The sequence below is a fragment of the Phycisphaerae bacterium genome (assembly GCA_018003015.1).
Lineage (GTDB): Bacteria > Planctomycetota > Phycisphaerae > UBA1845 > PWPN01 > JAGNEZ01.
Genome location: JAGNEZ010000007.1, coordinates 28,755 through 51,317, shown reverse-complemented (window position 1 = coordinate 51,317; position 22,563 = coordinate 28,755). Strand labels below are relative to the sequence as shown.

General features: G+C 64.4%; 11 protein-coding genes. 6 read left to right on the top strand and 5 right to left on the bottom strand.

The features are described from left to right. Positions 1–32 precede the first annotated feature (32 nt). Both KA354_04925 and glmM read left to right on the top strand, forming a co-directional pair. Positions 33–1,208 carry a hypothetical protein gene (locus KA354_04925; protein MBP7933974.1) on the top strand — a complete coding sequence of 392 codons (1,176 nt, stop codon included), beginning with the start codon at positions 33–35 and terminating at the stop codon, positions 1,206–1,208. After that, entirely contained in the window at positions 1,208–2,557 is a 1,350-nt protein-coding gene (glmM, locus tag KA354_04920; protein ID MBP7933973.1) for a phosphoglucosamine mutase, read from the top strand. The genes KA354_04925 and glmM overlap by 1 nt, the downstream gene beginning before the upstream one ends. Before the next feature lie 87 nt (positions 2,558–2,644). Here the strand turns inward: glmM and KA354_04915 are convergent, their stop codons facing one another. Continuing rightward, the gene (locus tag KA354_04915) at positions 2,645–4,015 is read right to left on the bottom strand and encodes a hypothetical protein (protein ID MBP7933972.1); all 1,371 of its coding nucleotides are present in this window, start codon (positions 4,013–4,015) and stop codon (positions 2,645–2,647) included. A gap of 330 nt (positions 4,016–4,345) precedes the next feature. On the opposite strand from KA354_04915, the gene KA354_04910 reads away from it, so the two are divergent. After that, entirely contained in the window at positions 4,346–7,588 is a 3,243-nt protein-coding gene (locus KA354_04910; GenBank protein ID MBP7933971.1) for a hypothetical protein, read from the top strand. Between the two features lie 142 nt (positions 7,589–7,730). Here the strand turns inward: KA354_04910 and speA are convergent, their stop codons facing one another. Both speA and KA354_04900 read right to left on the bottom strand, forming a co-directional pair. Beyond that, positions 7,731–9,671, bottom strand: a complete 1,941-nt coding sequence (gene speA, locus KA354_04905) for a biosynthetic arginine decarboxylase (GenBank protein MBP7933970.1) — start codon at positions 9,669–9,671, stop codon at positions 7,731–7,733. 230 nt (positions 9,672–9,901) lie between these two features. After that, positions 9,902–10,888 (bottom strand): D-cysteine desulfhydrase family protein, encoded by a 987-nt coding sequence (locus tag KA354_04900; GenBank protein MBP7933969.1) that lies wholly within the window; start codon positions 10,886–10,888, stop codon positions 9,902–9,904. A gap of 456 nt (positions 10,889–11,344) precedes the next feature. Between KA354_04900 and KA354_04895 the strand changes: the two genes are divergently transcribed. The 3 genes from KA354_04895 to KA354_04885 all read left to right on the top strand — a co-directional run bounded on the left by KA354_04895 (position 11,345) and on the right by KA354_04885 (position 14,612). Next, the gene (locus KA354_04895; protein MBP7933968.1) at positions 11,345–13,315 is read left to right on the top strand and encodes a hypothetical protein; all 1,971 of its coding nucleotides are present in this window, start codon (positions 11,345–11,347) and stop codon (positions 13,313–13,315) included. Between the two features lie 108 nt (positions 13,316–13,423). After that, positions 13,424–14,071: a rhodanese-like domain-containing protein gene (locus tag KA354_04890; protein ID MBP7933967.1), complete on the top strand. Its 648-nt coding sequence runs from the start codon at positions 13,424–13,426 to the stop codon at positions 14,069–14,071. After that, entirely contained in the window at positions 14,064–14,612 is a 549-nt protein-coding gene (locus KA354_04885) for a DoxX family membrane protein (protein MBP7933966.1), read from the top strand. The genes KA354_04890 and KA354_04885 overlap by 8 nt, the downstream gene beginning before the upstream one ends. Positions 14,613–14,640: 28 nt before the next feature. On the opposite strand, the gene KA354_04880 is transcribed toward KA354_04885, so the two are convergent. After that, the gene (locus KA354_04880) at positions 14,641–18,054 is read right to left on the bottom strand and encodes a PD40 domain-containing protein (protein MBP7933965.1); all 3,414 of its coding nucleotides are present in this window, start codon (positions 18,052–18,054) and stop codon (positions 14,641–14,643) included. A 290-nt stretch (positions 18,055–18,344) separates the two neighbouring features. Further along, positions 18,345–22,490, bottom strand: coding sequence for an IPT/TIG domain-containing protein (locus KA354_04875; GenBank protein ID MBP7933964.1), 4,146 nt, complete (start codon positions 22,488–22,490; stop codon positions 18,345–18,347). Positions 22,491–22,563: the final 73 nt, after the last annotated feature.

Here is a 22,563-nt window from a genome sequence, read left to right as displayed (position 1 = left end):
CAAGCCGTGGCGGATAGGGCATGATGATTCCCATGAAACGACTGCTGATCACGTCGGCGATGGTGGCGTTGGCGGGCGCGGCAATGATGGCCGGTCCGCATCCTTGGGCCTTGGGCCAGGTGCCTGGGGTCTCCAAGCCGCCGGCTAGCCGGCCGGGCCCGGCTGCGGTGCCGAGCGCCATCCCGCCGTCCTATGGCCGCGCCCAGCGACTGCCCGACGAATTGCTCAGCGGCAGCCGCCGACAGACTGTGGTGCTGCCGTCTGAGCCGCGCGAAAGTGACGAGGCTCCGGAGGGGTCCGGGGGCGTCGTGGCCAAACTCACGCCCGAGATCCAGCGGCTGCCCGAGGGATACGTGATCGGCGCTCGGCCGGCTCGAATCCAGCGGGACGGCGAATGGCATGTCGCCTATCTGGTGCCCCAGGAAGGGTTGCCCGAGACCCCGCCGTTGCGGCTTCTGCCCAATCAATACCTGGAGATGATTGAGACCGTTCTGGCCGAGGCCGGGGCCTCCAGCCAATTCCTCACGACCGGCCGCGTGACCGAGTTCCAGGGTGTCAACTACCTGTTGGTTGAGCACATCGCTCAGTTGCTCCCACCCGCGGCAGGAATCCAGTCGGCGACGGCCAAGCCGGCCTCGGGTGGCCAAGGCGTCAGGAACGGTTCGGTCTCAAGTCCGCCGGCGGTCGACAACCGTGCGGCGCCGCAGGCCTCTCGCCCGGCTACTGACCGCGAGCCCAGTGCTGAGGAGGTCATTCGCCAGCTTATGCAGACCGAGCCCGCCCGGGCCTTGGTTCTGCCGCGGGATCGCACCGACCAGGCGGTGACTTCCGCGCCGGTCGAGGAGTCGAAGACGGCGACCGCGCCGGGGCCACCGTCACCGGCGTCGGTCGAACTGGCCACCGGTGATGCGGCCCGCGCGGCCGTCGCCTGGTCGGAGTCAACCTGGCTGATCGATCAACTCGGCCGGGTCGTGCCCGCCGGCGGGACGTGGTGGTCGCTGGCTTTCGAGAACCGCGGCCAGGAAGCCAGTCGCAAGCCGGTTCGCCTGCTGCCCAGCCGTTTGCTCGAGACCGCGATCGCACTGTCCGGTGGAGGGACGCGCGGCGTCGTCTTCTCGGTTACCGGCGAGATCACTACCTACAGAGGTCAGAATTACCTGTTGATCCGCAAGGTCGTGGTACGCCGCGATATGGGGAACTTCCGCTGATGCGACTGATGATGAGTGTCTCCGGCGTGCGCGGTGTGATCGGCGAGACGTTGACGCCCGTGCTGGCCACGGAGTTGGGCTGCGCGTTCGGGACCCACCTGGGCGGCGGCACGGTGGTGATCGGCCGCGATTCGCGACCGAGTGGTCCGATGCTCGAGGCGGCCGTCGTCGCCGGGCTGCTCGCGGCCGGATGCAGGCCGGTGCTGCTGGGGATCGCTTCGACGCCCGCGACGGCCATGATGGTTCGCCGCCACAAGGCTGCGGGCGGCATCGTCATCACGGCCAGCCACAATCCCATCATCTGGAACGGCATCAAGTTCCTGACGGACGAAGGTCTGGCCCCGCCGCCGCAGAAGGCGGAGCAGCTCTTCGCGATTCATCGCGAGCGGGCGTTCAGACTGGTCGATGCCGAAGGCGTCTCGGCGCCGCGGAGCGATGCGACGGCCGCCGACCAGCACGTGGAGGCATCGCTCAGCCTGGCGGACGTCAAGGCAGTGGCCGCCCGCAGGTTCAGAGTCGTGCTCGACAGCGTGAACGGGGCCGGCGGCGAGGAAGGCCGCGCCCTGCTGGAGAGGCTTGGTTGCCAGGTCGTGCACATCAATGGCGAGCCCACCGGGCGGTTTGCTCACACCCCCGAGCCGCTGGCTGAAAACCTCACTCAACTCTGCGATGCGGTCAGGCGGGAGAAGGCCGTTGCCGGATTCGCCCAGGATCCGGACGCCGACCGGCTGGCAATTGTGGACCAGACTGGGCGGTATATCGGCGAGGAGTACACCCTGGCCCTGATGGCCAAGCTGTTGTTCGCCAGTCGCCCCGGGCCGGCAGCCGCCAATCTCTCGACCTCGCGGATGATCGACGACCTGGCCGCCCAGGCGGGTAAACCGTGCAAGGTGTTCCGCTCGGCCGTCGGCGAGGCCAACGTCGTGGCGACCATGAAGGCCAACGGCTGCGTCTTCGGCGGCGAAGGTAACGGCGGGGTGATCGATCCTCGCGTCGGCGTGGTTCGCGACAGCCTGGTCGCCATGGCCATCGTGCTCCAGCTCATGACCGAGACCGGCAAGACGCTCAGCGCCCTGGTGGCCGAAATCCCTGCGTACACCATGATCAAGACGAAGTTCGAGTGCTCGAAGGAGCGGATTGCCAAGGTCCTCGTCGCGGTTCGCGAGCGGTTCGCCAGGGAGCGGGTCAACGATATCGACGGTGTCCGCGTAGACTGGCCCGACGGTTGGGTTCATGTCCGGGGCTCCAACACCGAGCCGATTATCCGGATCATCGCCGAGGCTCCGACCCAGGCCCGGGCCGAGGCCCTGATTGCCGAGGTGCGGAAGATCGCGGACGAGATCGTATGATCATGAGCATCAGCCGGGCGGCGCGCTCGCTGCAAGCCTGGGCCGCGTTACCCAGCGCCGCTGGCGTTGCGAGGGCTCCCGCCCGGTCTAGGGCGCTGCCGTGCTGTCCGGTGCCGGGCTTGTCGCGATCATCTCCACCGGCACGTCTTCATAGACCAACTCGCCGTCCCAGTAGCTGAACTGGTCTACGGTTGCCCGGGCGACCTTCTTGCTGCCGCGAAAGATGACGTCCACCCTGGCGGCCTGCTCGGGCAGAATGGCGTCGCCGTGCCCGATGCCCCAACTGGTTGACTTTCCGCGCGGCAGGTGGATGGATCCCATCCTGTATTCCTTGCCATTGATCCGCGCGATCACGTCGAAGGCGACATCAACGGGCGGGCGCTTGAGCTCGATCTGGGCGTTGAGTTCGTAGCGGATACCTCTCTTGGTGTCGAGTGATCTCTGCCATTTGAACTGGTTGGGTGTGATGGTGGACTTCAACCTTGCCGCCTGTGACGGATCCTTCATGGCCCGGATGTAGTCCGGTGGTTCGGTGGCCAGGACTTCAAACGTGGCTTCCAGGGGTAGGTCCCGCTTGTTCAGGACGGGACTGGTATTCTCGTCGAAGCTGGTTCCGCTGAACACGGCCACCTCCGGCGTCACCTTCAACGTGTGCTTGCCGGGCACTTTGCATTCCAGCGAAGTGCTCATGGATCCGCCCCCTCCGCCCGATCCGCTGCCGTAGCTGCCTCCTCGTCCTGGGAGTGCCTTCCCATCAAGAGATGTGCCCTGCCCTGTTCCCACGCGGTACCACATGCCCGTCGAGGGCGAACGCGACTGATGGTTGACTTGATAAGGCACGCTGTCACCGAGGATCACCGTAGGGCGGACGGTCAGTTTCACAGTCGTCATCTGGTCAAAGAACAGCTTCTGTTGAGCCTGGGACAGGAGTCCCCTGAAGTAGCAGTCGCCCAGGTAGTCTATGACATTGCCACGCATCGGCTTGCCGGTTGCCCCTTGCTCTTTCAGAGCCCGGTCGATCAGTCTGGCGTGTTCTCCGGCCGAGAGCTGCCCGGCCTTGATGCGTCGATCCAGTTCGTTCCAGGCCTTCGCGGCGGTCGCGGGGTCGCTGGAGTTGGTCTGGTAGATGAGCAGGGCAGTGGGGGAGAGCGAGTACCAGTCGAAGTTGCCGACCGCGCCGACCATCAGGGCGGCGGCCAAGAGCAGCAATGCTGCCCCGGCCACGGCTCGCCGTGGCCTTCGGTGTCGTTCACCGTAGGCAACCGTGAAGGGCGTCACCTCAGTCCCGCATTCCGGGCAGTGGTCCCCGGTGAGTCCGGTCAGGTTGTACTCGCAGTTCCGGCAGTGGGGCGTGCGTCCCCTTCGCCGGGTGCGTAGCCCGCCGACCAGCAGAAGCAGCCCGCCAACCACAGGCACGATCAGGATGATGACCCAGGTGAAGGATAATCCCGTATTCATCAGGTATTCGCTCCCTGTCGCGACCGCGAGCAGCGGGTCGCGCCGTCTCGATGGCCGCGCGGCGCGGATCACCACTCTACCATCCCGGCTGATAGTGTCTACGGAGATTGGGCGTTCGTATTACGCTCCCTTCATGGCGTCTCCGGGATGTCTGGTCGCATCGGCCGAGATGCAGTCAGTCGACAGATTGCGCCGATGAAGAGACAGGAAAGCAGAACGCCGAGGGACATCTGAAACCGATCGCGGGATCCGGAGAGGCTCTCCTCTTTGATCCGTTCGTCGGGGAGATGGGACTTGCGAGCACCCGGGCGACGGCGTACGCTCCTCGGCATGAAAACCAGTAGCTACAAAAACAGAATCGTTGCCTCGATTGCATGGCTGTCGTGCGCTGCCGGGATCGCCGGTGGCGCGGATTCTCTTCGCGAGCAGTTCGCCTCGCCGCCGCCCGCGGCTCGCCCGCACACCTGGTGGCATTGGATTGATGGCAACATCAGTAAGGAAGGGATCACTGCCGACCTCGAAGCGATGAAGGCGGCCGGTATCGGCGGGGCCCACATCTTCAACGCCGGCGGATTCGGCGGCGGCAGGGCGGTGATGCCCAAGGGGCCCTTCGAGTACAACACCCCCAAGTGGCGGAAGATGATGGTCCATGCCATGGCCGAGGCCCAGCGGCTGGGCCTGGAAATCACCATCCACAACTGCTGCGGGTGGTCTTCGAGCGGTGGACCGTGGGTCAAACACGAGGATGCCATGAAGAAGGTGGTGTGGTCCACGGCGAAAGTGCAAGGTCCTGCTTCTTCCAAGGTGGAGCTGCCGGTACCGCCGACGAACCACGGCTTCTACCGCGACATCGCCGTGTTTGCGCTGCCCGAGACGGAGATTCCGGCCAAACCCGATGGCCGGCAGGCGAACCTGACCGGCATGGGCGGCAATGACGGCGATCCGTTTGGCGAGCTCAAGTGGCCGGTGGTTCAGGCCAAGGATGTCGTCGACATCTCGGCGAACCTGAAGGATGGGCGCCTCCACTGGACGCCTCCCACGGGAAAATGGACGATCCTGCGGCTGGGGTACACGCTGACCGGGGCCATGAACGTTGCCTCCAGTGACAGCGGCCGCGGACTCGAGGTGGACAAGCTCTCGACGGAATGCCTGGATCGGTTCCTGGACGTCGGCGTGCTGCCACTCATCAAGGAGGCCGGACCGCTGGCCGGCGATTCATTCACGACCGTGCTGATCGACAGCTACGAGACTGGTGAGCAGAACTGGACGGCCGGCATGGCCGACGAGTTCAAGAAGCGCCGCGGCTACGACCTCCGGCCGTACCTGCCAGCGCTTGCGGGGGTGGCGATCGAGAAGCCCGAGACGACGCTGCGGTTCCTGTACGACTTCCGCCGGACGATCGAGGAGATGTGGGCAGACAACTACTGCGGCCACTTTGCCAAGCGGCTGAAGGAGTACCGCCTCAGCCTGGCGGTCGAGCCGTACGGCAACGGCACCTTCAACGCTTTTTCCTATTCCGACCCCGCCCAACTGATCATGGGCGAGTACTGGGTGGGGGAGGGATCGATCGGTTCGAGCGTCAGGCTGGCCGCCTCCATTGCCCACGTGTTGGGCCGGCCGATTGTTGGGGCCGAAGCCCTAACCGCCGTCCCTGACCGTGCTGGCTGGAGGAACCACCCCTGGGAATGGAAGCCCTTCGCCGATCGCGGCTACACCAACGGCATCAATCGGATCATCTACCATCGGTTCACCCACCAGCCCTGGCCGGCCCAAATCCTCCCCGGGATGACCATGGGGCCGTGGGGTTCGCACGTCGACCGCACCCAGACTTGGTGGCCGATGGCGTTGTCGTGGAACGAGTACTTGGCTCGCTGCCAGCACCTGCTGCAAGCCGGGCGGTTCGTGGCCGACGTTTGCCTCTACACTGGTGAGAACGCCCCGCAGGCTTACCGCGAGCAGATGCACGGGCTGGCCCAGGTTCTGCGCGGGTACGATTACGATGTCTGCGGCGCTCCGCAAGTGATGCAGGCTTCGGTCAAAAACGGGCGAGTCGTTCTCGCCGGCGGCATGAGCTACCGCATCCTGGCTTTGCCGACTGCCGATTACATGTCGCCAGCCATGGCCCGCAAGGTAAGGGACCTGGCCGCCGCCGGGGCGATCGTCGTCGGTCCCAGGCCGCGAAGGGCGTTCGGTCTTCAGGACGCGGGCGAGGGTGACGCCGAGGTTGCGGGGCTGTTGAAGGAAGCCAAGGTGATAGTCGATCGGCCGCTCGACGCGGTGCTCGGCGATCTGAAGTTGCCGCCCGACTTCCGGTGTGAAGCTCCGAACGTCAGCGCCATTCACCGTCGCATCGGCGATGTGGACGTCTATTTCGTCGCCTGGTTTGGCCGGTCGGTGGTCGAGCAGACGTGCTTTTTCCGTATTGAAGGACGACGGCCGGAACTCTGGCACCCCGAGACCGGCCAGGTTGAGGCTGCCCCGATATGGCGGGCGGTGCCGGGCGGGGTGGAGGTGGCGCTGCGATTCGAGCCCGCCGGTTCGGTGTTCGTCGTTTTCACGGAGCAGGCCGCGGGTGCCGACTCGATCGCAGAGGTGAAGGCGGATGTTCGGTCCGAGCCGAAGGTCGCCGGTCCGAAGATCGTCAAGGCCGAGTACGGGGTGCTGAACGACCCGTCGAAGACCCGCGACGTGACCCAGCTAGTGGCTGACGCGGTGGCCGGAGGGGGCGAAGTGCAGGCGGAAAACGATGCCTTGGGCGGAGATCCTGCCTACATGGTGGTCAAGGCGTTGCGTGTGACCTACGTCGATGGCGGCAGGGAGCGGACGGTCACCGTTCCGGAGCATGAGGTCTTCGTAGCTGGGGCCGCGTTGCCGACGCCGCCTCCGATCTGGCAAGTGTGGATGGAGGCAGGAAAGGCCAACTTGCTCGCTTGGCAGTCAGGCAAGTACCTTGTCGCGGCCGCCTCGGGGGCACGCAAGGAGATTGCGGCGGAAGTGCCCTCGCCGGTCGCGGTCGCCGGACCGTGGGAGGTCCGCTTCCCGGCCGGCTGGGACGCCCCCGAGACTGCGACGTTCGACAAGCTGATCTCCTGGACTGACCGCGCCGAGTCCGGGATCAGGTATTTCTCCGGCACGGCTACCTACACCAAGACGTTCACGGTTCCAGCCGACCTGCTCGGCGCGGGCCGGCGGCTCATCCTGGATCTCGGCGTTGTCCGTGAGGTTGCCCAGGTGCGGTTGAACGGCAAGGATCTGCCGGTCATGTGGTGGCCGCCGTTCCGAGCGGACGTGACCGGTCTGGTCAAGGCCGGGGACAATGCTTTGGAGGTCCGCGTGACCAACCTGTGGGTGAACCGGCTGGTTGGCGACGAGCAACTGCCCGACGACGTCGGCTGGCAGGGCGAGACGATGAGCAAATGGCCCGAGTGGTTGCTCAAGGGCACGCCGCGTCCCGAGCCGCGGCGCAAGACTTTCACCACCTGGCACCACAATACCAAAGACACGCCGCTCCTGCCCTCGGGTCTGCTGGGACCGGTCATGCTCCGGCCGGTGAAGGTCTGCCCGGCGTGGTAGAAGAGATCCGGGACGGCATGGGTGATCTGCAGTCAGCGGCACCGCGAGGTTTTGGGCGTGCTTGTCTGAAGCCGTGTGGCAGGCTCGGGACTCCAGCCTGTCGGAAACGGTCGGGTCGGGTTGGTGTTTTGGGTTCTGCGTCCTACTCCCGCTCCAGGTACGTGTAGCCTTCCAGCCCACGTTCGTACATATCGATGAAATGTCCGGCCTCCTCGAAGGAGATGGTTCCTGACCGGACGGCCGATTCGACCGCTTTTCGCAGGCAGTGGGTGAGATCCACCCTGGAGTACTGCACGAACTGGAGGACTTCGCCCACCGTGTCGCCCTTGACCACGTGCTCGATGCGGTAACCGCCGGCGGGGTCCAGGTTGACATGTACAGCGTTGGTGTCCCCGAACAGATTGTGCATGTCGCCGAGGATTTCCTGGTACGCGCCGGTGAGGAACACGCCGAGGATGTAGTCCTCGCCGTTGTGGGCATGCAGTTCCAGAACATCCTTGACGTCGCGAAGGTCGATGAAGTGGTCGATCTTGCCGTCGGAGTCGCAGGTGATGTCCACCAGCAGGCCGCGCCGGGTCGGCTGCTCGTTCAGGCGGTGGATCGGCATGATCGGGAAGAGCTGTTGCACCGCCCAGAAGTCCGGCAGCGACTGGAAGCAGGAGAAATTGCAGTAGTAGGTGTCAGCCAGCGAGCGTTCCAGTCCTTCAAGATCGTCGGGCACGTATTCGAGCTCGTGGACGATGCGCAGGATCTTCTGCGTGCAGGCGTAGAAGAGCGTTTCTGCCTGGCTTCGATCCTCGAGCGACAGGTAACCGTGACGGAAGAGGCTCATGCACTCGTCCCGGTAGTGAATCGAGTCGTGATAGCTCTCCTGGAAGTTCTTGCGGGTGATGTTCTTGTGGACCTCGAGCAGGTTGAGCAGGGGATCCGGCTTGTCCTCGGGAATCGTGTCCGGGACTGTGGCCTCGTCAAAGGCGTTGGTGCCGAGCACATCGAAGACCAGTACGGAGTGGTGGGCCGTGACCGCCCGGCCGGACTCGGTCACGATGGCCGGGTGGGGGACTTCGGCCGCCTCGCAGGCATCGTAGAGGGCGGACACGATGTCGTTGGCGTATTCCTGCATGGAGTAGTTCGTGCTGCTGGCGAAGTTGGTCTGGGAGCCGTCGTAGTCCACTGCCAGACCGCCGCCGACATCCATGAAGCGAAGTGACGCGCCCAGTTTGCACATCTCGGTGTAGATGCGGCAGGCTTCCTGAAGGCCTTCGCGGATGGATCGAATGTCGGTGATCTGACTGCCGAGGTGGAAGTGGAGCAGTTCCAGGCAATCGAGCATCTCGTGCTGGCGGAGAATGTCGATGGCCCGCATGAGTTCGCGCACGCTGAGCCCGAACTTGGATCGGTCGCCGCCGGACGCTTCCCACTTACCCGCTCCGCGGCTGGTGAGCCGGGCACGCACGCCGATGTGTGGCACAACGTTGAGTTTCCGGGCCTGCTCGATGATCATCGGAAGCTCGCTGACCTTCTCGACGACCAGGATGACCCGCTTGCCGATCTTGGTGGCCAGCAGGGCCATCTCGATGTACTCGAAGTCCTTGTAGCCGTTGCAGATGATCAGCGATTCGGTGGAGTCCAGAAGGGCCAGGACGGCGATCAACTCGGTTTTCGAGCCGGCTTCCAGCCCATACTGGTACTGCCGGCCGTGGTTCACGATTTCCTCGACGACGTGCCGCTGCTGGTTGACCTTGATCGGATAGACACCCAGGTACCGGCCGCGGTAGCTGCACTCCTTGATCGCGTTCTGAAAGGCCTCGTTCAGGGCGTCGATTCTGGACCGGAGGATTTCGGAGAATCGGATCAGGATGGGGAGTTGGATACCCCGCCGTCTGAGTTCGTCCACGATCTGCTTGAGGTCTACGGCTGGGCCGGTAGGTCCCTGGGGCCACACCGATGCGTTGCCGGCATCGTTGATGCCGAAATAGCCTCCGCCCCAGTTGCGGATGTGATAGAGGTCCATCGAATCGCGGACCGTCCATGCCCGGAAGGTGTCCGCCGTCGCGAAAATCGGGTGATGAAGTTTTGCCATGCGAACATTGTTGCATTTCTGCACCCAGGGTCAAGAATCCTCACCTCGGAAACCGCAATTCCCGCAAAAAAAGTGCCCCGCGCTGCCCCAGTGGTCAGATGGTGTCTCAGGCGCCACCGGACGGGCATGGGTCCGGCCGGGGCCGAGCAAGGATTCTCCGTTGGTCAGGGGTGTGCCGCTTCGCCGCTTCTCAGACTTGGCTGGCGGGGGTGTTGTCCGGCAGGATGACCTCAGAACAGATCGCTACGAGCCAAGGTCCCGAACGCGCCCCCAGTGTGCAGGAAGACCGGCAGGGCGTCCTTCCGGAGTCCCCCTGCGCGGATGGTCGCCAGCATGCCGGTCATGGCCTTGCCGGTGTAGGTGGGGTCCAGGACCAGCCCTTCAAGACGTGCGATCTGGCGGATAGTCTCGACCTCTTCGGGATAGGGGATGGCATACCCCTCGCCGATGAAGCCGTCGATCAGTTCGATGGGGCAGGCGGACTCGTCGAGCCCTAGCCGGTAGGCAGCCACGGTCTCGCGCTCGAGCTTTCGGAGATCGGCCCGCCAGAAATCGATGTCATCACAGATGGGTACGCCAATCACCCGCCAGTTCTCGCAGCAAGATAGCGCCTTGCCGAGGATGAGGCCGGTCATGGTGCCGCCGGAGCCGACGGTGCAGAAGAGATCCACCCGTGTGGCCGGGCCAAGCTGACGGGTCAGTTCCTCGAAGCAGCGGATGTAGCCCCAGCAGCCCAGCGGGATCGACGCCCCAGTTCCGAAGTAGTATGGCTTGCGACCTGCGGCCTGCTCGGCGGCCATGATCTTCTCGACCAGGTTCTTGCGGTGCTGGTTGTACTCAATGGGTTCGTGGAAGCTCACGTCTGCACCGAAGAGCCTGTCAAGCAAAAGGTTACCAACATTGGCAGGGTGCGGTTCTGTGGACCGCAGGAACAGACGGACGCGCAGCCCGAGCCTTGCCCCGAGAGCCGCGGTCGCCCGGCAGTGGTTGGACTGAAAGCCGCCACAAGTCACTAGGGTGTCTGCACCCTGAGCGATGGCGTCGGCGATGACGTACTCCAGCTTGCGTACCTTGTTGCCGCTGGTCTCGAAGCCGGTCAGATCATCGCGCTTGACCAGGAGCCGAGGCAAGCCGAGTTCGGCCGCCAGGTGCTTCAGTTCGACCACAGGCGTCGGCAATTGGGCCAGTTCATGTCGTTTGGGCTCTTTCGGATGCATCGGAGCATCTTACCCCCGATATCGCGCCAGGCAAATCCGGCAAGTGAGAACCTGGAGGGAAGAGTCGACACCTGACGACGCCGTCCAGGCAGGTTTCACGGCCGTTCTCGTGCCATTTCCCGCGACGTCGCGAGCCTGGCTCCGCGAGTCGACGTTTCGGGCATTGACAGGTGAGGTGCTCTCTGCGGCCGGACAGGGGTTCGCGCGTGCCGCAGAGGCCGCGACGGCGATCAGGGCCGGGCGCGAAGCGCCCCGCGCGAGGCCAGCCTCGGGACCGCAGCCAGGGTCCGATAGTTGACACCGACCGACCCGTCCAAGCCTACTACCGAATCCGGATGGTCAGCCTCGTCGAGATGTGCCGATAGAATCCGGGACGCGTCCCGGACCAGGTCTGTCACAACACGGCCGGCGCGGCTAGAATCTGGATGTACTCAGTTATAGGACAATGCTAGAGCTATGAGCTTCTTCATCCCAACTGCCGCGGCCGGGAACGGATTGAGTCTTGCCACCTTCGGGCGAACCGGCGAACTGATGGGTTTTTTCTACCCGAGGATCGACTTCGCCCAGAACGTTCGGGAGGGCATGACGGGGCTGCGTTTGCTGGATGAGTCCTCGGCCGGGCAGTTCTTCTGGTGCTTCGACCCGAACTGGCAGACGGCCCAGTCTTTTGAGCCGGCCAGCAACATCCTGGTCACCCGGCTCGCTCATCGGCACATGGACCTGAGCCTGGAGATCAGCGACGTGCTCCCGCCGGGCCAGCGAGCCCTGCTGAGGCGCATTGTGGTCACCCGGGGCGAGAATGTGCCGCCGGCCCAGTTCGTTCACTACTTCCGCCTGTGTCTCGGCGACGTGGAGTGGCGTAACGGCGTGCAGGCCTACCCCGAGCAGAACGCCGTGATTCAGCATTTCAGGGACATCGCCCTGGCCATCTCCGCGACAGAACCTTTTGCCACCCAGTGCAGTTCCGTGAAGCACATCGGTGACAGTCCGTCCAAGAACGCCATGGTCGCGGGGCACTTCGGGAGCTCCCCGCAGGCTATCGGGCGCGTGGACTTCGCGATCGGCTTCGAGCCGGTGCGGGAGTATCGCTGGCAAACCACGCTCGTATTGGCCGGTGCCCCGTCGCGTGAAGGCGCCTTGGCGCTCGCCAAGCGGTTGCTCGGGACGGGTTTCGAGGGGGCGGTCCGCGAGGCCAACGACCGGGCGGCCGGCGAACTCGCCGACGCGGGCAAGTGCCCGCTGCCCGAGCTGGCCGATGCCTTCGACCGAGCGGTGATCTCGTTACACGACCTGTACGACGAATCCCAGGGGACATTCATCGCGGCTCCGGAGTTCGACCAGGCCTACGAGCTTTCCGGCGGCTACGGCTACTGCTGGCCGCGGGATGCAGTCATCTGTGCCTTGACCGCCCAGCGGATCGGGAGGCCGGACATCGCTCGCCGCTTCTTTGAATGGAGCACGCGAACGCAGCTGGCCAACGGGCACTGGTTTCAGCGGTACTGGACGGACGGATCGGCCGCTCCTTCCTGGTGTGTTCGCAACGACCAGATCCAGCTCGACCAGACGTGCGCGATCCTTCACGCGGCGGGCCTGTATGCCCGACGGCTGTGCGACTCGGCGGCGGCTTTCGTCGATTCCTACCGAGCGGTAGCCCAGCGGGCCACGCGCGCGATCCTCGACTATGTGGGCGAGAACGGCTTGCACAAGCCGGCCACGGACCTGTGGGAGAACAGCCTGGGGTCCTTCGCGTACACGCAGGCCGGGGTCATTGCTGCGTTCCGTGAGGCCGACGAGGTTTTCGGAATCGAGCAGGAGTGGACCGGTCTGGGAGCCCGGGCTCGATTGCGACAGCGGCTCATCGACACCTTCTGGCAGAATGACCGCCAGCGCTGGCTCCGCCGGATCACTCCCGAAGGCCATCAGGACGCGACACTCGATTCCTCGGCCCTGGGGATCATTGAGCCGTGGGGCATTCTCAACCTCCACGACCCGGCCGACCGGCAACTGGCCATGCAGACCATCAGCGGCATCAGCCAGGACCTGCGGAGCGACGTCAAGGCGGGGCGAGCGGTGCTCCGCTTCGCCGGCGAGGCCTACATGGGCGGCGGTCCCGGCTGCGTGAATACGCTGTGGCTGGCCTTGTGCCGGCTGCATTTGGCTGCCACCGCCACGGACGCGGCCGAACGGAACGACCTCGTTCAGGCGGCCATGGACGATATCCGCGTTGTCCTGGCCAACACCAGCCCCACCGGCCAGCTGCCGGAGTTGATTCCCAAGAACGGCTTCGATTACTGGGCCGCCCCGCACGGCTGGGCGTGCGCTTTGCTGATCGAGGCCGCCCTCACCTTCCGGACCATGCTCGAAGGCAACGGCTCGGCCTTCGACGCCGAGCGGTCCCGGATCCGGCGCAAGGCGCCTTTACGCTGATCATCGGTTTTCAAGACAGGCCGCGAGCCTCTATAATGGCCTCGAACGGCCAAGCGTCCGGTCAGTCGCCGATCGGCGGCGGCGCAGGGCCCACAGGGAACCCGCGGCATGAAACGCATCCTGAGAGAGTTCGTCTGGATCGGATTGAGCGGCGTGGTGATCAGCCTGGGGCTGAACACGGTCTCGCCGCGCGGGTTGCGGCTGAGCGAGGACTACTTTCCCAGAAGCTCGCCACCGCCCACTCAGCCCGCACCTCCCGCCACGAGCACCACCCTGTCAAGCCAGGATGCGACGACACTCCCCGAACCTGCGGAGGATGAGGGCTTCAAGTACGTTCGCGAGCAGGGCCTGCAGCCGATCTCGCATGCGGAGGTCAAGGCCCTTTACGAAGATCCGGCCTATCCGTCCGGCGCGTATGTCTTCATTGACGCCAGAACCCGCGACCTGTACCTGACCGGTCACATCCCCGGTGCGTATCACATGGAACGGGAACGGGCCAAGGAGAGCGTCGAATCGATTCGGCCGGCATTGGACCAGGCAATCAAGATCATCGTGTACTGCAGCGGAGGCAATTGCGAGGACAGTACCTTCGCCGCCATCCAGATGCAGCGGGAGAACGTCAACGCCATGCTCATCTACGTGTATCCGGGCGGCATGGACCAATGGAAGGACCGCGATCTGCCGGTGGAGAAGGGCGAACGGGGCAGCGGCGACCTGGTCAAGGGCCGCACGCTGCTGGGAGAACCGCATGGATAACCGACTCGGCCTGCTGAGGAGACTGGATCAAACCGGTGTGCCCGTGTTGATCGCCCGCCTGGTGCTGGGCGGCGTCTTCGTCTACAACGGGGCGGTCAAGGCGTCGCACCCCTTCGACTTCATGAAGATGGTTCGCGAGTACCACATGGTGCCCGATCATCCGGCCGTCTACCTGAACCTGATCGGTTCGGTTCTTCCGTGGCTCGAGATCTGGTGCGGCCTGCTTCTGATCCTTGGCCTGGCCATGCGCGGATCGGCCCTGCTGATCCTGACCATGCTGGTGGGATTCACCATCGCGGTGACGGTCCGGGCACTCAACATCTACTTCACAGAGGGTAAGGCCTTCTGTGCGATCTACTTCGACTGCGGGTGCGGAACCGGGATCGAGTGGATCTGCGGCAAGATCCCCAAGAACCTGGGCATGTGCATCTTGAGCCTTCTCATTCTGTTCTCCAGATCGCGACGGTTCTGCCTGGATGCGGTCATCCGGCCCCCAGGCACCACTGGCTCGGATGTCGAGGCGGCCCCCGCGGTCCACTGACCGGCGACTCGGGGCGACCCCGACTCGTTCACGACGGCGTCATCGCCGGCTTGGGCAGCGACTTGTCCGGGAACTTCGCCGGCGCGGGCCGGGTTAGCGGTTGCTCCTTGATCCGCTTCTGCAGGTACTCGATCGCGGCCCTGAGCTGGGCGTCCTCGCCCTTGAAGGTGGCGTGCGGGAGGTTCTCGACCACGACGTCGGGTTCGAGGCCGCGGCCTTCAATCAGCCAGTTCCCGTCCGGTCCATAGGTGCCGGACTCGGCGGCCGTGGCAATGCCGCGGTCCACCAGGAAGTTGTTCGCGGACAGCCAGATGGCACCGCCCCACGTACGCGTGCCAAACACCTTCCCGATCTTGAGTCGCTGGATGCCGTCGCAGAAGGCCTCGCCGTCGGAAGAAGTACGCTCGTTGCACAGCACCGCTACATGGCCGGAGAAGGCGTATTGCATCGCTCCGATCGGATTGCGGCCGAAGCGATCGGCCCAGTAGAACCACTCCTTCCGGAGTAGCCGGCCCAGAATCCAGGGGTCGATGTTCCCGCCGCGGTTGTTGCGGACGTCGATGACCAGCCCTTGCCGATCCCATACCGGATAAAAGCCCTTGGACCACTCGGTCCAGTTCTCGTCGCCCATCGCGCGGAGATGCACATAGCCGATTCGTCCCTGGCCCAGCTCCTCGACGATCAATCGGCGGGAGTGTTCCCAGTCGTGATACCGGAGATTCCTCTCCGCCTCCATGGAGATGGGCACGACGATGACGTCACGGCTCTTGCCGCCGGTTTGGGGCTTGATGCGAAGCAGCACTTGCTGACCCGCCTGGCCCCGAAGGAGTACCCTGATATCCGGTACGCCGAGCGCAGGCCGGCCGTTGACCATCTCGATGACGTCACCCTCCTTCACATCGACCTCGAGCTTGCGCAGCGGTCCGGTCAGGTCAGGCTCGTCGGGATCGGTTTGGCAGACGCGCCCGACGCGGTAGCCGCCGGCTCGGGGATCGCGAGCGAGAACCGCACCCAACGACGAGGGGGCGATGTCGTCGTCTCCCTTACGTAGGTCGCCGCCCTTGACGAAGATGTGCAGAGCGCTGAGCTCCGAGACCATCTGGGCGAGCAGGTCGGACAACTCCTCCCGGCTCGTGACCCGGTCCACCAGGGGCCGGTACTTCTCCCGGACCGCCTTCCAGTCCACACCGTGCATGTGCGGATCGTAGAAGTAGTCCCGCTCCAGGCGCCAAGCCTCGATGAACATCTGCCGCCATTCCTGCCGAGGAATGACCGACAGCGACCATCGGGAGAGATCGACAGCGTTCTTGCCCAGATCGGCCGGAGCGGGGTTGGCGTCGATGATGTGGTAGCCCCCGCCGCGGGTCTGCACCAGGATCTTCTTGCCGTCCTGGGACAGCTCGAATCGGCTCACGTTCGGGGCGACGGTCTTGACCTCGTGGGTCTCCTTGCCGATCTCCATGGCTTGCAGCGACGAGGTTTCGCCGGTCGTCTTCGACAGCCAGAAAAGGGCCTTCTCGGTTACCTTGAGCGATTCGTAGTTGCCCGGTGGCACCGGTGCCTTGATCAGTCGCGACTGGATCCCGGCGAGATCCACGCGGGCCTCGGTTGCAGGCCGGCTTGCCGGGCGGCTTGTAGGTCGCTGGACCGCCGGGAGCCATCGGCGGAGGAAGGAACGGGTCGTCAACGCGGCCCGGTGGTTCCGAGTGTCACCCGGGGCGCTTTGGGTTGCGGACCGGCCGGTAGGCAGGGTTGTGGCCGTCTTGTCGTTCTTCTCGGCTTTGTCGGGGTGAAGTTCATCCCTGGCCGCGAAGGGGCTGCGAGTCTCGTCGGCCCTCAAGGCAATGAGCAAGATCTCGGTTTTCTTGTCCATGAACGGCTCGGGCTGGTAGTTGCCCCACGGGCTGGTGGTGCTGGACTTGAGATTCCGGTCGGACAGCAGATAGAGCCATTTGCCATCTGAACTGAAGGCTGGGTCGCGGCTGTCGAAGCGGTCGCTGGTGACGTCAGTGATCTCACCGGTCTTGGTGCAGTACAGCCGGACCCGCTTGAACTGATTGTCCGCATAGGCCACATAGGCCAGCCACTTGCTGTCCGCGGACCAGCACAGGTCGGCAAAATCCTCGTATTTCGATTCGTCGATCCTGCGGTTTTGCCTGCTCCGGCAATCGTAGAGGAAGAGCCGGCGATTCTTGTCGTGGTGGGCGATGATCTTGCCGTCGGGTGAAGGCAAGCCTCCCCAGCGGAGGATGTCGCCGTCATGGGTGAGCTGCTCGTCGTCGCCGACGCCGTTGGCCGGTAACTTCCAGAACTCGACCTCGCCGGACTCGTCCGACATGACCAGCAGCGTCTTGCCGTCGGGCAGGAAGCGTGCGTCACGATAGCGCACACCCTCCTTCCGGGTGACTTGGGCGAGCCGGCCCTGCGACCGGGGGGCAACAAAGACCTGTCCGCGGGCGGTCAATGCGACCCGGTCGCCGTCGGGGGAGACATGTGCCGAGGTGATGTACTCTGAAGGCTTCTTGACCCAGTGTTCGCGGGTCTGGTCCAGATCGGAATCCAGGGTGATGGCAAGGGCCTTGTCGAGCTCGATCGCGGCGTCGTACAGCCGCAGGTCGGCACCGAGTTGGTAGACAATCCGGTGGCCGGACATGGCCGGGGCGATGACGTCCCAGCCGACGTGACGGGTGTGCTGGCCCAAGTCGCTGCCGTCCGGCCTCATCGACCAGAGATTCATGGTCCCGTCGCGGTCGGAGGCGAAGTACAGTCGGCCGGACCACCACATGGGGGCCTTGCTGGTGCCGGCATAGTCTTTGGTCAGCGGGACGGCCTCCGGGCCATTCAGGTCGAACCGCCAGAGGTTCTGGGCTGTGCCGCCCTTGTAGCGTTTGGTCGAACTGCCCTGAAAGGCGAACCGGGTGAAGAAGAGGGTCCGGCCGGTGTCGTCGAAGCACCCCTCGGCCGCTTGGGAGAGCGGCAGGAGCTCGTCGGCTGCGACGTCGCCTGCTCCGGACAGGTTCACGAGCATGAGCTGCATGCCCGGCAGGGTGGTCCGCCCGGCGGTGGCGTAAAGCAGCCTGCCGTCGGGCGAGAAGCCGCAGACCGACTTCTTCTCGCCGTCGTAGCTTCGCCGTACCGGGAGACCACCGGCCAAGGGCATGGTGTAGACCTCGAGCGGGCCTTCGTAGCCCGCGGTGAAGCCGATGGTGGCGCCGTCCGGCGAAATGCGCGGCCAGGACTCCTCGCCCGGGTGGCTGGTCAGTCGCGTCGCGACGCCGCCGGTGACGCTCACTTTCCACAGATCCCCCTCGGCCACGAAAACGACCGTCTGGTCGCAGACGGCGGGTTGACGGTAGTAGCCCATCGGCCCGGCCCCCCAAGCTGGGACAATCCCGCCTCCGGTGAACAGCAGTGCGATAGTCAAGTTTCGGGTGATGGCCATACCACCTCCTGAGAGAACATCGAAAACGTCAGAATGGCCATGCTACGCGGAAAACGAACTCAACGCCAAGTCATCGGGGCGTGAGGATGACGTGCACCGCACTCGGCCGACGGACGCGGCTTCGCAGGTGCCTTCGCACCGCCGGCGCAGAACACATCTGTACTGGTGATCCGAATCGCAACCAAGAAAGAGCTTCCCGATCGAGCAGGCCGCCCGTCCCTCCATCCCGACGGCAGCCTGTTCACTGGCCCGCCCGCCGACGACCCCAGAAAAACGAGGCGACGCTGGGTTTACGGCACGCCGTGAATCTCCTCGACCTTGTAGTGGGTCGCGAGCTTCCCGTCATCGTTCTCCTGGTACTCCGCCTTGTCCAGCATCGGGTAGATCATTTCGTACCGGAAGGAGACGTTGATGTCCGCGAAGTAGTCATCGTTTCCATCGTCCTCGTCGTAGACATTCTTGGTGTAGAGGCGGACCGATTCATCCTCTCGGATGATGAAATCGTACGTTTTGTTGATCGCATACGTGCCATTCTCGGCAAACTCCACGATGCCGAAGACCGTCACCGTCTGCTCCACCCCGGTCGACTCCTGGATGTACAGCTCGTAGTGCATATCCAGCCAGTAGTTCCCAGCGGCGTTGTAGGCATCGTCAGCCCGCTCACAAACTACCGAGACGATGGTGAATCGCAGGTACTTGTCCTTGGCACACGGGTCCGAGAGACGGCCGGCGTTGACCTCGATGTTGTCGTTCGTGGTATCCCCGTCCGTATCGGCCAGCAGCGGATCGGTGGGGCCGAAGGTCAGCATGCCGGTTTGCTCCTGAGCATCGTTCAGCCCGTCGCCATCGGAATCCGAAGCGTAGGGCTTCGAGTACACGTCGTGGGACGGCTGGCCCGCCACGGTCACGGTCCAGCCCAGCTTGAGTTCGAAGTAGTCGCTCAGCGTGTCGCCGTCGGTGTCGGCCTTGCAGACATGCGAGCGCAGCCGCTCCGCGAGCGGTTTAACCTCCGGGGCCGCGCAGTGGTCCGCGTTCGCGCAGCGATTGGCGGCGTCACGCAGGGCGGCCGCGGAGTAGTAGAGATCCGTGTCCTCCGGATCGAACTCAGCCGAATCGATCAGGCCGTCGCCGTCGGTGTCCGACCGCTGGGGATTGGAGCCGATCGCCCGCTCATACACGTCCGGCAGCCCGTCGAGGTCCGTGTCCGGGCGATTCTTGTTAGATTTCACGTTCTCCGTTGTGGTGAAGCTTCCGTCCGCTGCATAGACGGTGACATCCCACCCGGCATCCTCTTCGTCGTCGAACAGACCATCGCCATCGCTGTCGATCACCTTGCCCGCATCGCGGGCGTTCGGATTCGTGCCGACCAGCACCTCACGGCCGTCGCCGAGGCCGTCACCATCAGTATCCTGGCTGAGCGGGTTGGTGCTGAACAGCCGCTCGTGCCTGACGCGGATGTAGTCGTCGCCGCTGGGGCTGGGCGTCGAGTCGATCACCCCGTTCGGTCCTGCGCGGACGACCACCTGTCCAGGTAACGCCGGGTCGCCCGGTTCCACGATTTGCAGATCATCTCCCGCGGCGAAGGTATCGCAGGTGCTGTTCGGGCCATTGGCGACCGCTTCGGTCACGTTGGCCACGTCATCCCCGGCCGGCACCGTGTCCATGACGCCGTTCGGCCCGGGCTCGATCACGACGCCGCCCGGGGCGACTGCATCTCCCGCCGGGATGACCTGCAGGTCGTCGCCGGTGGCCGTAGTGTCGGCCAGGCCGTTTCCGCCGTCGGTGATGGCCCAACTGCTGTAAGGCGTGACGATCAGCAGCCAGTCGTTCGTGTCGTCGGCATCGCCGTCGAACAGCACGATTTCGATCTGGCCCGAGCTCTCATCGAGGTCTGACAGGGCGTCATCGTCGGTGTCGGCGCGATTGGGATCGGTCGCGAACTTGCGTTCCTGGTCGTCGGGCAATTCGTCACCGTCCGAATCGGCCAGAGCCGGGCTTGGGAACGCCTTGTACGGGAGTCCGGGCAGACGATATACCAGCCAACCGGTACGCACTTCGAAGAAATCGTCGAGTCCATCGCTATCCGTATCCCGGCTGTGATCGCTGCACCCGTACAGGTATTCCTCGCGTTCGAACAGGTTGTCACGATCTACATCGCGGGTGAACATTAGGACGAAATCGTCGCCGGCGTGCAGCGGGATGGTGCTGAAGCTGGCATCCGGACTCAGATTCGTGTTGGACGAGAGGATGGCCCAGAAACGTTTGTCCTTTGCGGACACGGCGCGGAGATCGTTCTGGACGCGGCGAATGCGGGTCAGCCGTTCAACGCCATCGTCGTCGATCCGGGTGCCGTAGGTATCGCGTATCTCGGCGGGTACGGGGTCTTCGATGACCACAACGGGGGCATCGTTGCCGACAACCCGGGTCAAGCCGGCGATTTCGAGCCCCCGCTCCATGGTGATGCCAAGGGCACGGCCCTGCGAATCGAACTTGCTGGCCGTCGCAATGCGATAGCTTTCCACGGTGCCGTCGCCGAAGTCGATCGTGATGCCGGCGGTGCGATCGTTCGTCTCCTGCGAGGCGAAGACGAAGTTGCGTCCGAACTCGTCGAGAATGTCGTAGTTGACCACCTGGAACACCAGGCCGGTGGGCTCGCGCATCAGGTCGTCGACCAGATTCGGGAATACCTCGACGTTGCGGAAAATGATCGGGCCGCGCTCGGGGTCGAAGGGGCCAAGGTTGTACTTCGGCGAATCGCCGGTGATTGCGGTGGAGGGCCACAACGTCGCAATCGGCCGGAACTGCCGGCTGTTGCGGCGGTCCTGCTGCTGAACGGAGATCTCGAGATTGGTCACCGTGAAGGCGATATCGCTGCCGTTGGAGATGTTGACGTTGGCCACAATCTCGGCCTGGTCGATGCTACGGGTGACGGCGCGTCGCTGGCTACCGATCAGGGCGCGGGCGACGGATTGCTGGTACTGCTCCTGGGAGCTGCGGACTTGTTCACTGCTGACCGTGGAGGTGAACCCGCGCGATTCCTTGTTGCTGTATGACGATTCGCCCCAGACCCTGCCGAAAATGCCTTTCTCAGCGCTACCCCCGATTTCGCCCCCCAGCTTCGCCCCGACCGTGTTTTCAGCCATGGTGCTGGTCGTGTCGCTGCGACCCTTGGTCTCGCTGCGACTCTGCGAAAAACTCGCCGATGTGGCATCGGTGACCGCCTGGGCCTGGCCCTTCTCGTCGGTGTACTGCGATCGGATCTTGAGATCGAGGCGAACTTCATCGACGGTGATCTGTGGCCGCGGCAGATCCGCGATCAGCGGGTTCCGGTTGCGTTCGATGAGTTCGACCGTGTCGCTCAGCTGGTCGCCATCCGTGTCGGCCAGGACCGGTGAGGTCTTGAAGAAGACCTCGATGGAGTCCGACAGCGTGTCATTGTCACTGTCCTGGTCCGTCGGGCTGCTGAACCACTCGTTCCACTCCGCGGCATCCTCGAGCATATCTCCATCGGTGTCGGCGTTCCGTGGGTCGCTGCCGATCGCCAGCTCCTCGGCGTCGCTCAGGCCGTCGTTGTCGGTGTCCTTGCGGTTCGGGTCGCTCGTGACCGTGCGGGCGACGGTGGTCCGGCTGACCAGTTCAACCGCTACCATCCATCCGGATTGCTCGACGTTGTCCGTCAGTCCATCGCCGTCGGTGTCGGGAATGCCGGTCCCGTCATCGGTGCCGGCGGCGAAGGGCTTGCCTGCGAACTCGGTCCGCGTCGGGTCCACAAGCAGCTCGGGGGCGGCCAGCGGGTTACCGGCAAGATCCTGGATGCCGGTGACATGGAGCTCGTAGGTCACCTCGTTCTGGGAGGCCGTGGTCAGTAGCACCGTGGTGCCGTCTACCCCAGGAACGGCCTGTTGAACGATGAGCCGGCCAGATTCGGGGTTCACGTTCATCTGGGTGATACTGTAGCGTGCCGCGTCGTCGGCGCCCTCGCCAACCGCTTCGCTGAACGTGACCAGTACCGTGGTGTTGCTCGTCGCCACGGCCGAGACGAGACGCGGGCCGTCCTCGGCGGTGATCACGCCGACGTACTGGAATGCGTCCGCGAACACGATGTCCTCTTCGGCGACGCCCTTGAGGGTGATGGACACCGCACCGGCGGCGTGCGGCGGCGTCACAGCGATGACCGTGGTTGTGTTGACCACCTGAACATCCACCGCAGGGCTAGCATCGAAGAGCACCAGCAGACCCGTGTCGGGAAAACCAGTGCCGAGAATCGTGACTTCCGTTCCGCCGCCAGTCGGTCCGAGGGCCGGAGACACGGAGGGCACGTATTCAAAGGCGTCTTCGAGAGAACCGATCTCCCCGGTGCCATTCCGCACCGTGACGGCCACCTTGCCGGCGAGTTGAGGCGGTGTCACCGCCTTGATCGTGTTTTCGTCGACCACTTCGACAGCCAGGCCCTCGAGTTCGCCAAAGAGCAGGCCGGCCTGGGAATCGAACCTCTCCCCGGTCACGGTC

Coding starts and splice junctions, on each gene's coding strand:
- KA354_04925 (MBP7933974.1), top strand. CDS start 33: ATGAAACGACTGCTGATCACGTCGGCGATGGTGGCGTTGGCGGGCGCG.
- glmM (MBP7933973.1), top strand. CDS start 1,208: ATGCGACTGATGATGAGTGTCTCCGGCGTGCGCGGTGTGATCGGCGAG.
- KA354_04915 (MBP7933972.1), bottom strand. CDS start 4,015: ATGAATACGGGATTATCCTTCACCTGGGTCATCATCCTGATCGTGCCT.
- KA354_04910 (MBP7933971.1), top strand. CDS start 4,346: ATGAAAACCAGTAGCTACAAAAACAGAATCGTTGCCTCGATTGCATGG.
- speA (MBP7933970.1), bottom strand. CDS start 9,671: ATGGCAAAACTTCATCACCCGATTTTCGCGACGGCGGACACCTTCCGG.
- KA354_04900 (MBP7933969.1), bottom strand. CDS start 10,888: ATGCATCCGAAAGAGCCCAAACGACATGAACTGGCCCAATTGCCGACG.
- KA354_04895 (MBP7933968.1), top strand. CDS start 11,345: ATGAGCTTCTTCATCCCAACTGCCGCGGCCGGGAACGGATTGAGTCTT.
- KA354_04890 (MBP7933967.1), top strand. CDS start 13,424: ATGAAACGCATCCTGAGAGAGTTCGTCTGGATCGGATTGAGCGGCGTG.
- KA354_04885 (MBP7933966.1), top strand. CDS start 14,064: ATGGATAACCGACTCGGCCTGCTGAGGAGACTGGATCAAACCGGTGTG.
- KA354_04880 (MBP7933965.1), bottom strand. CDS start 18,054: ATGGCCATCACCCGAAACTTGACTATCGCACTGCTGTTCACCGGAGGC.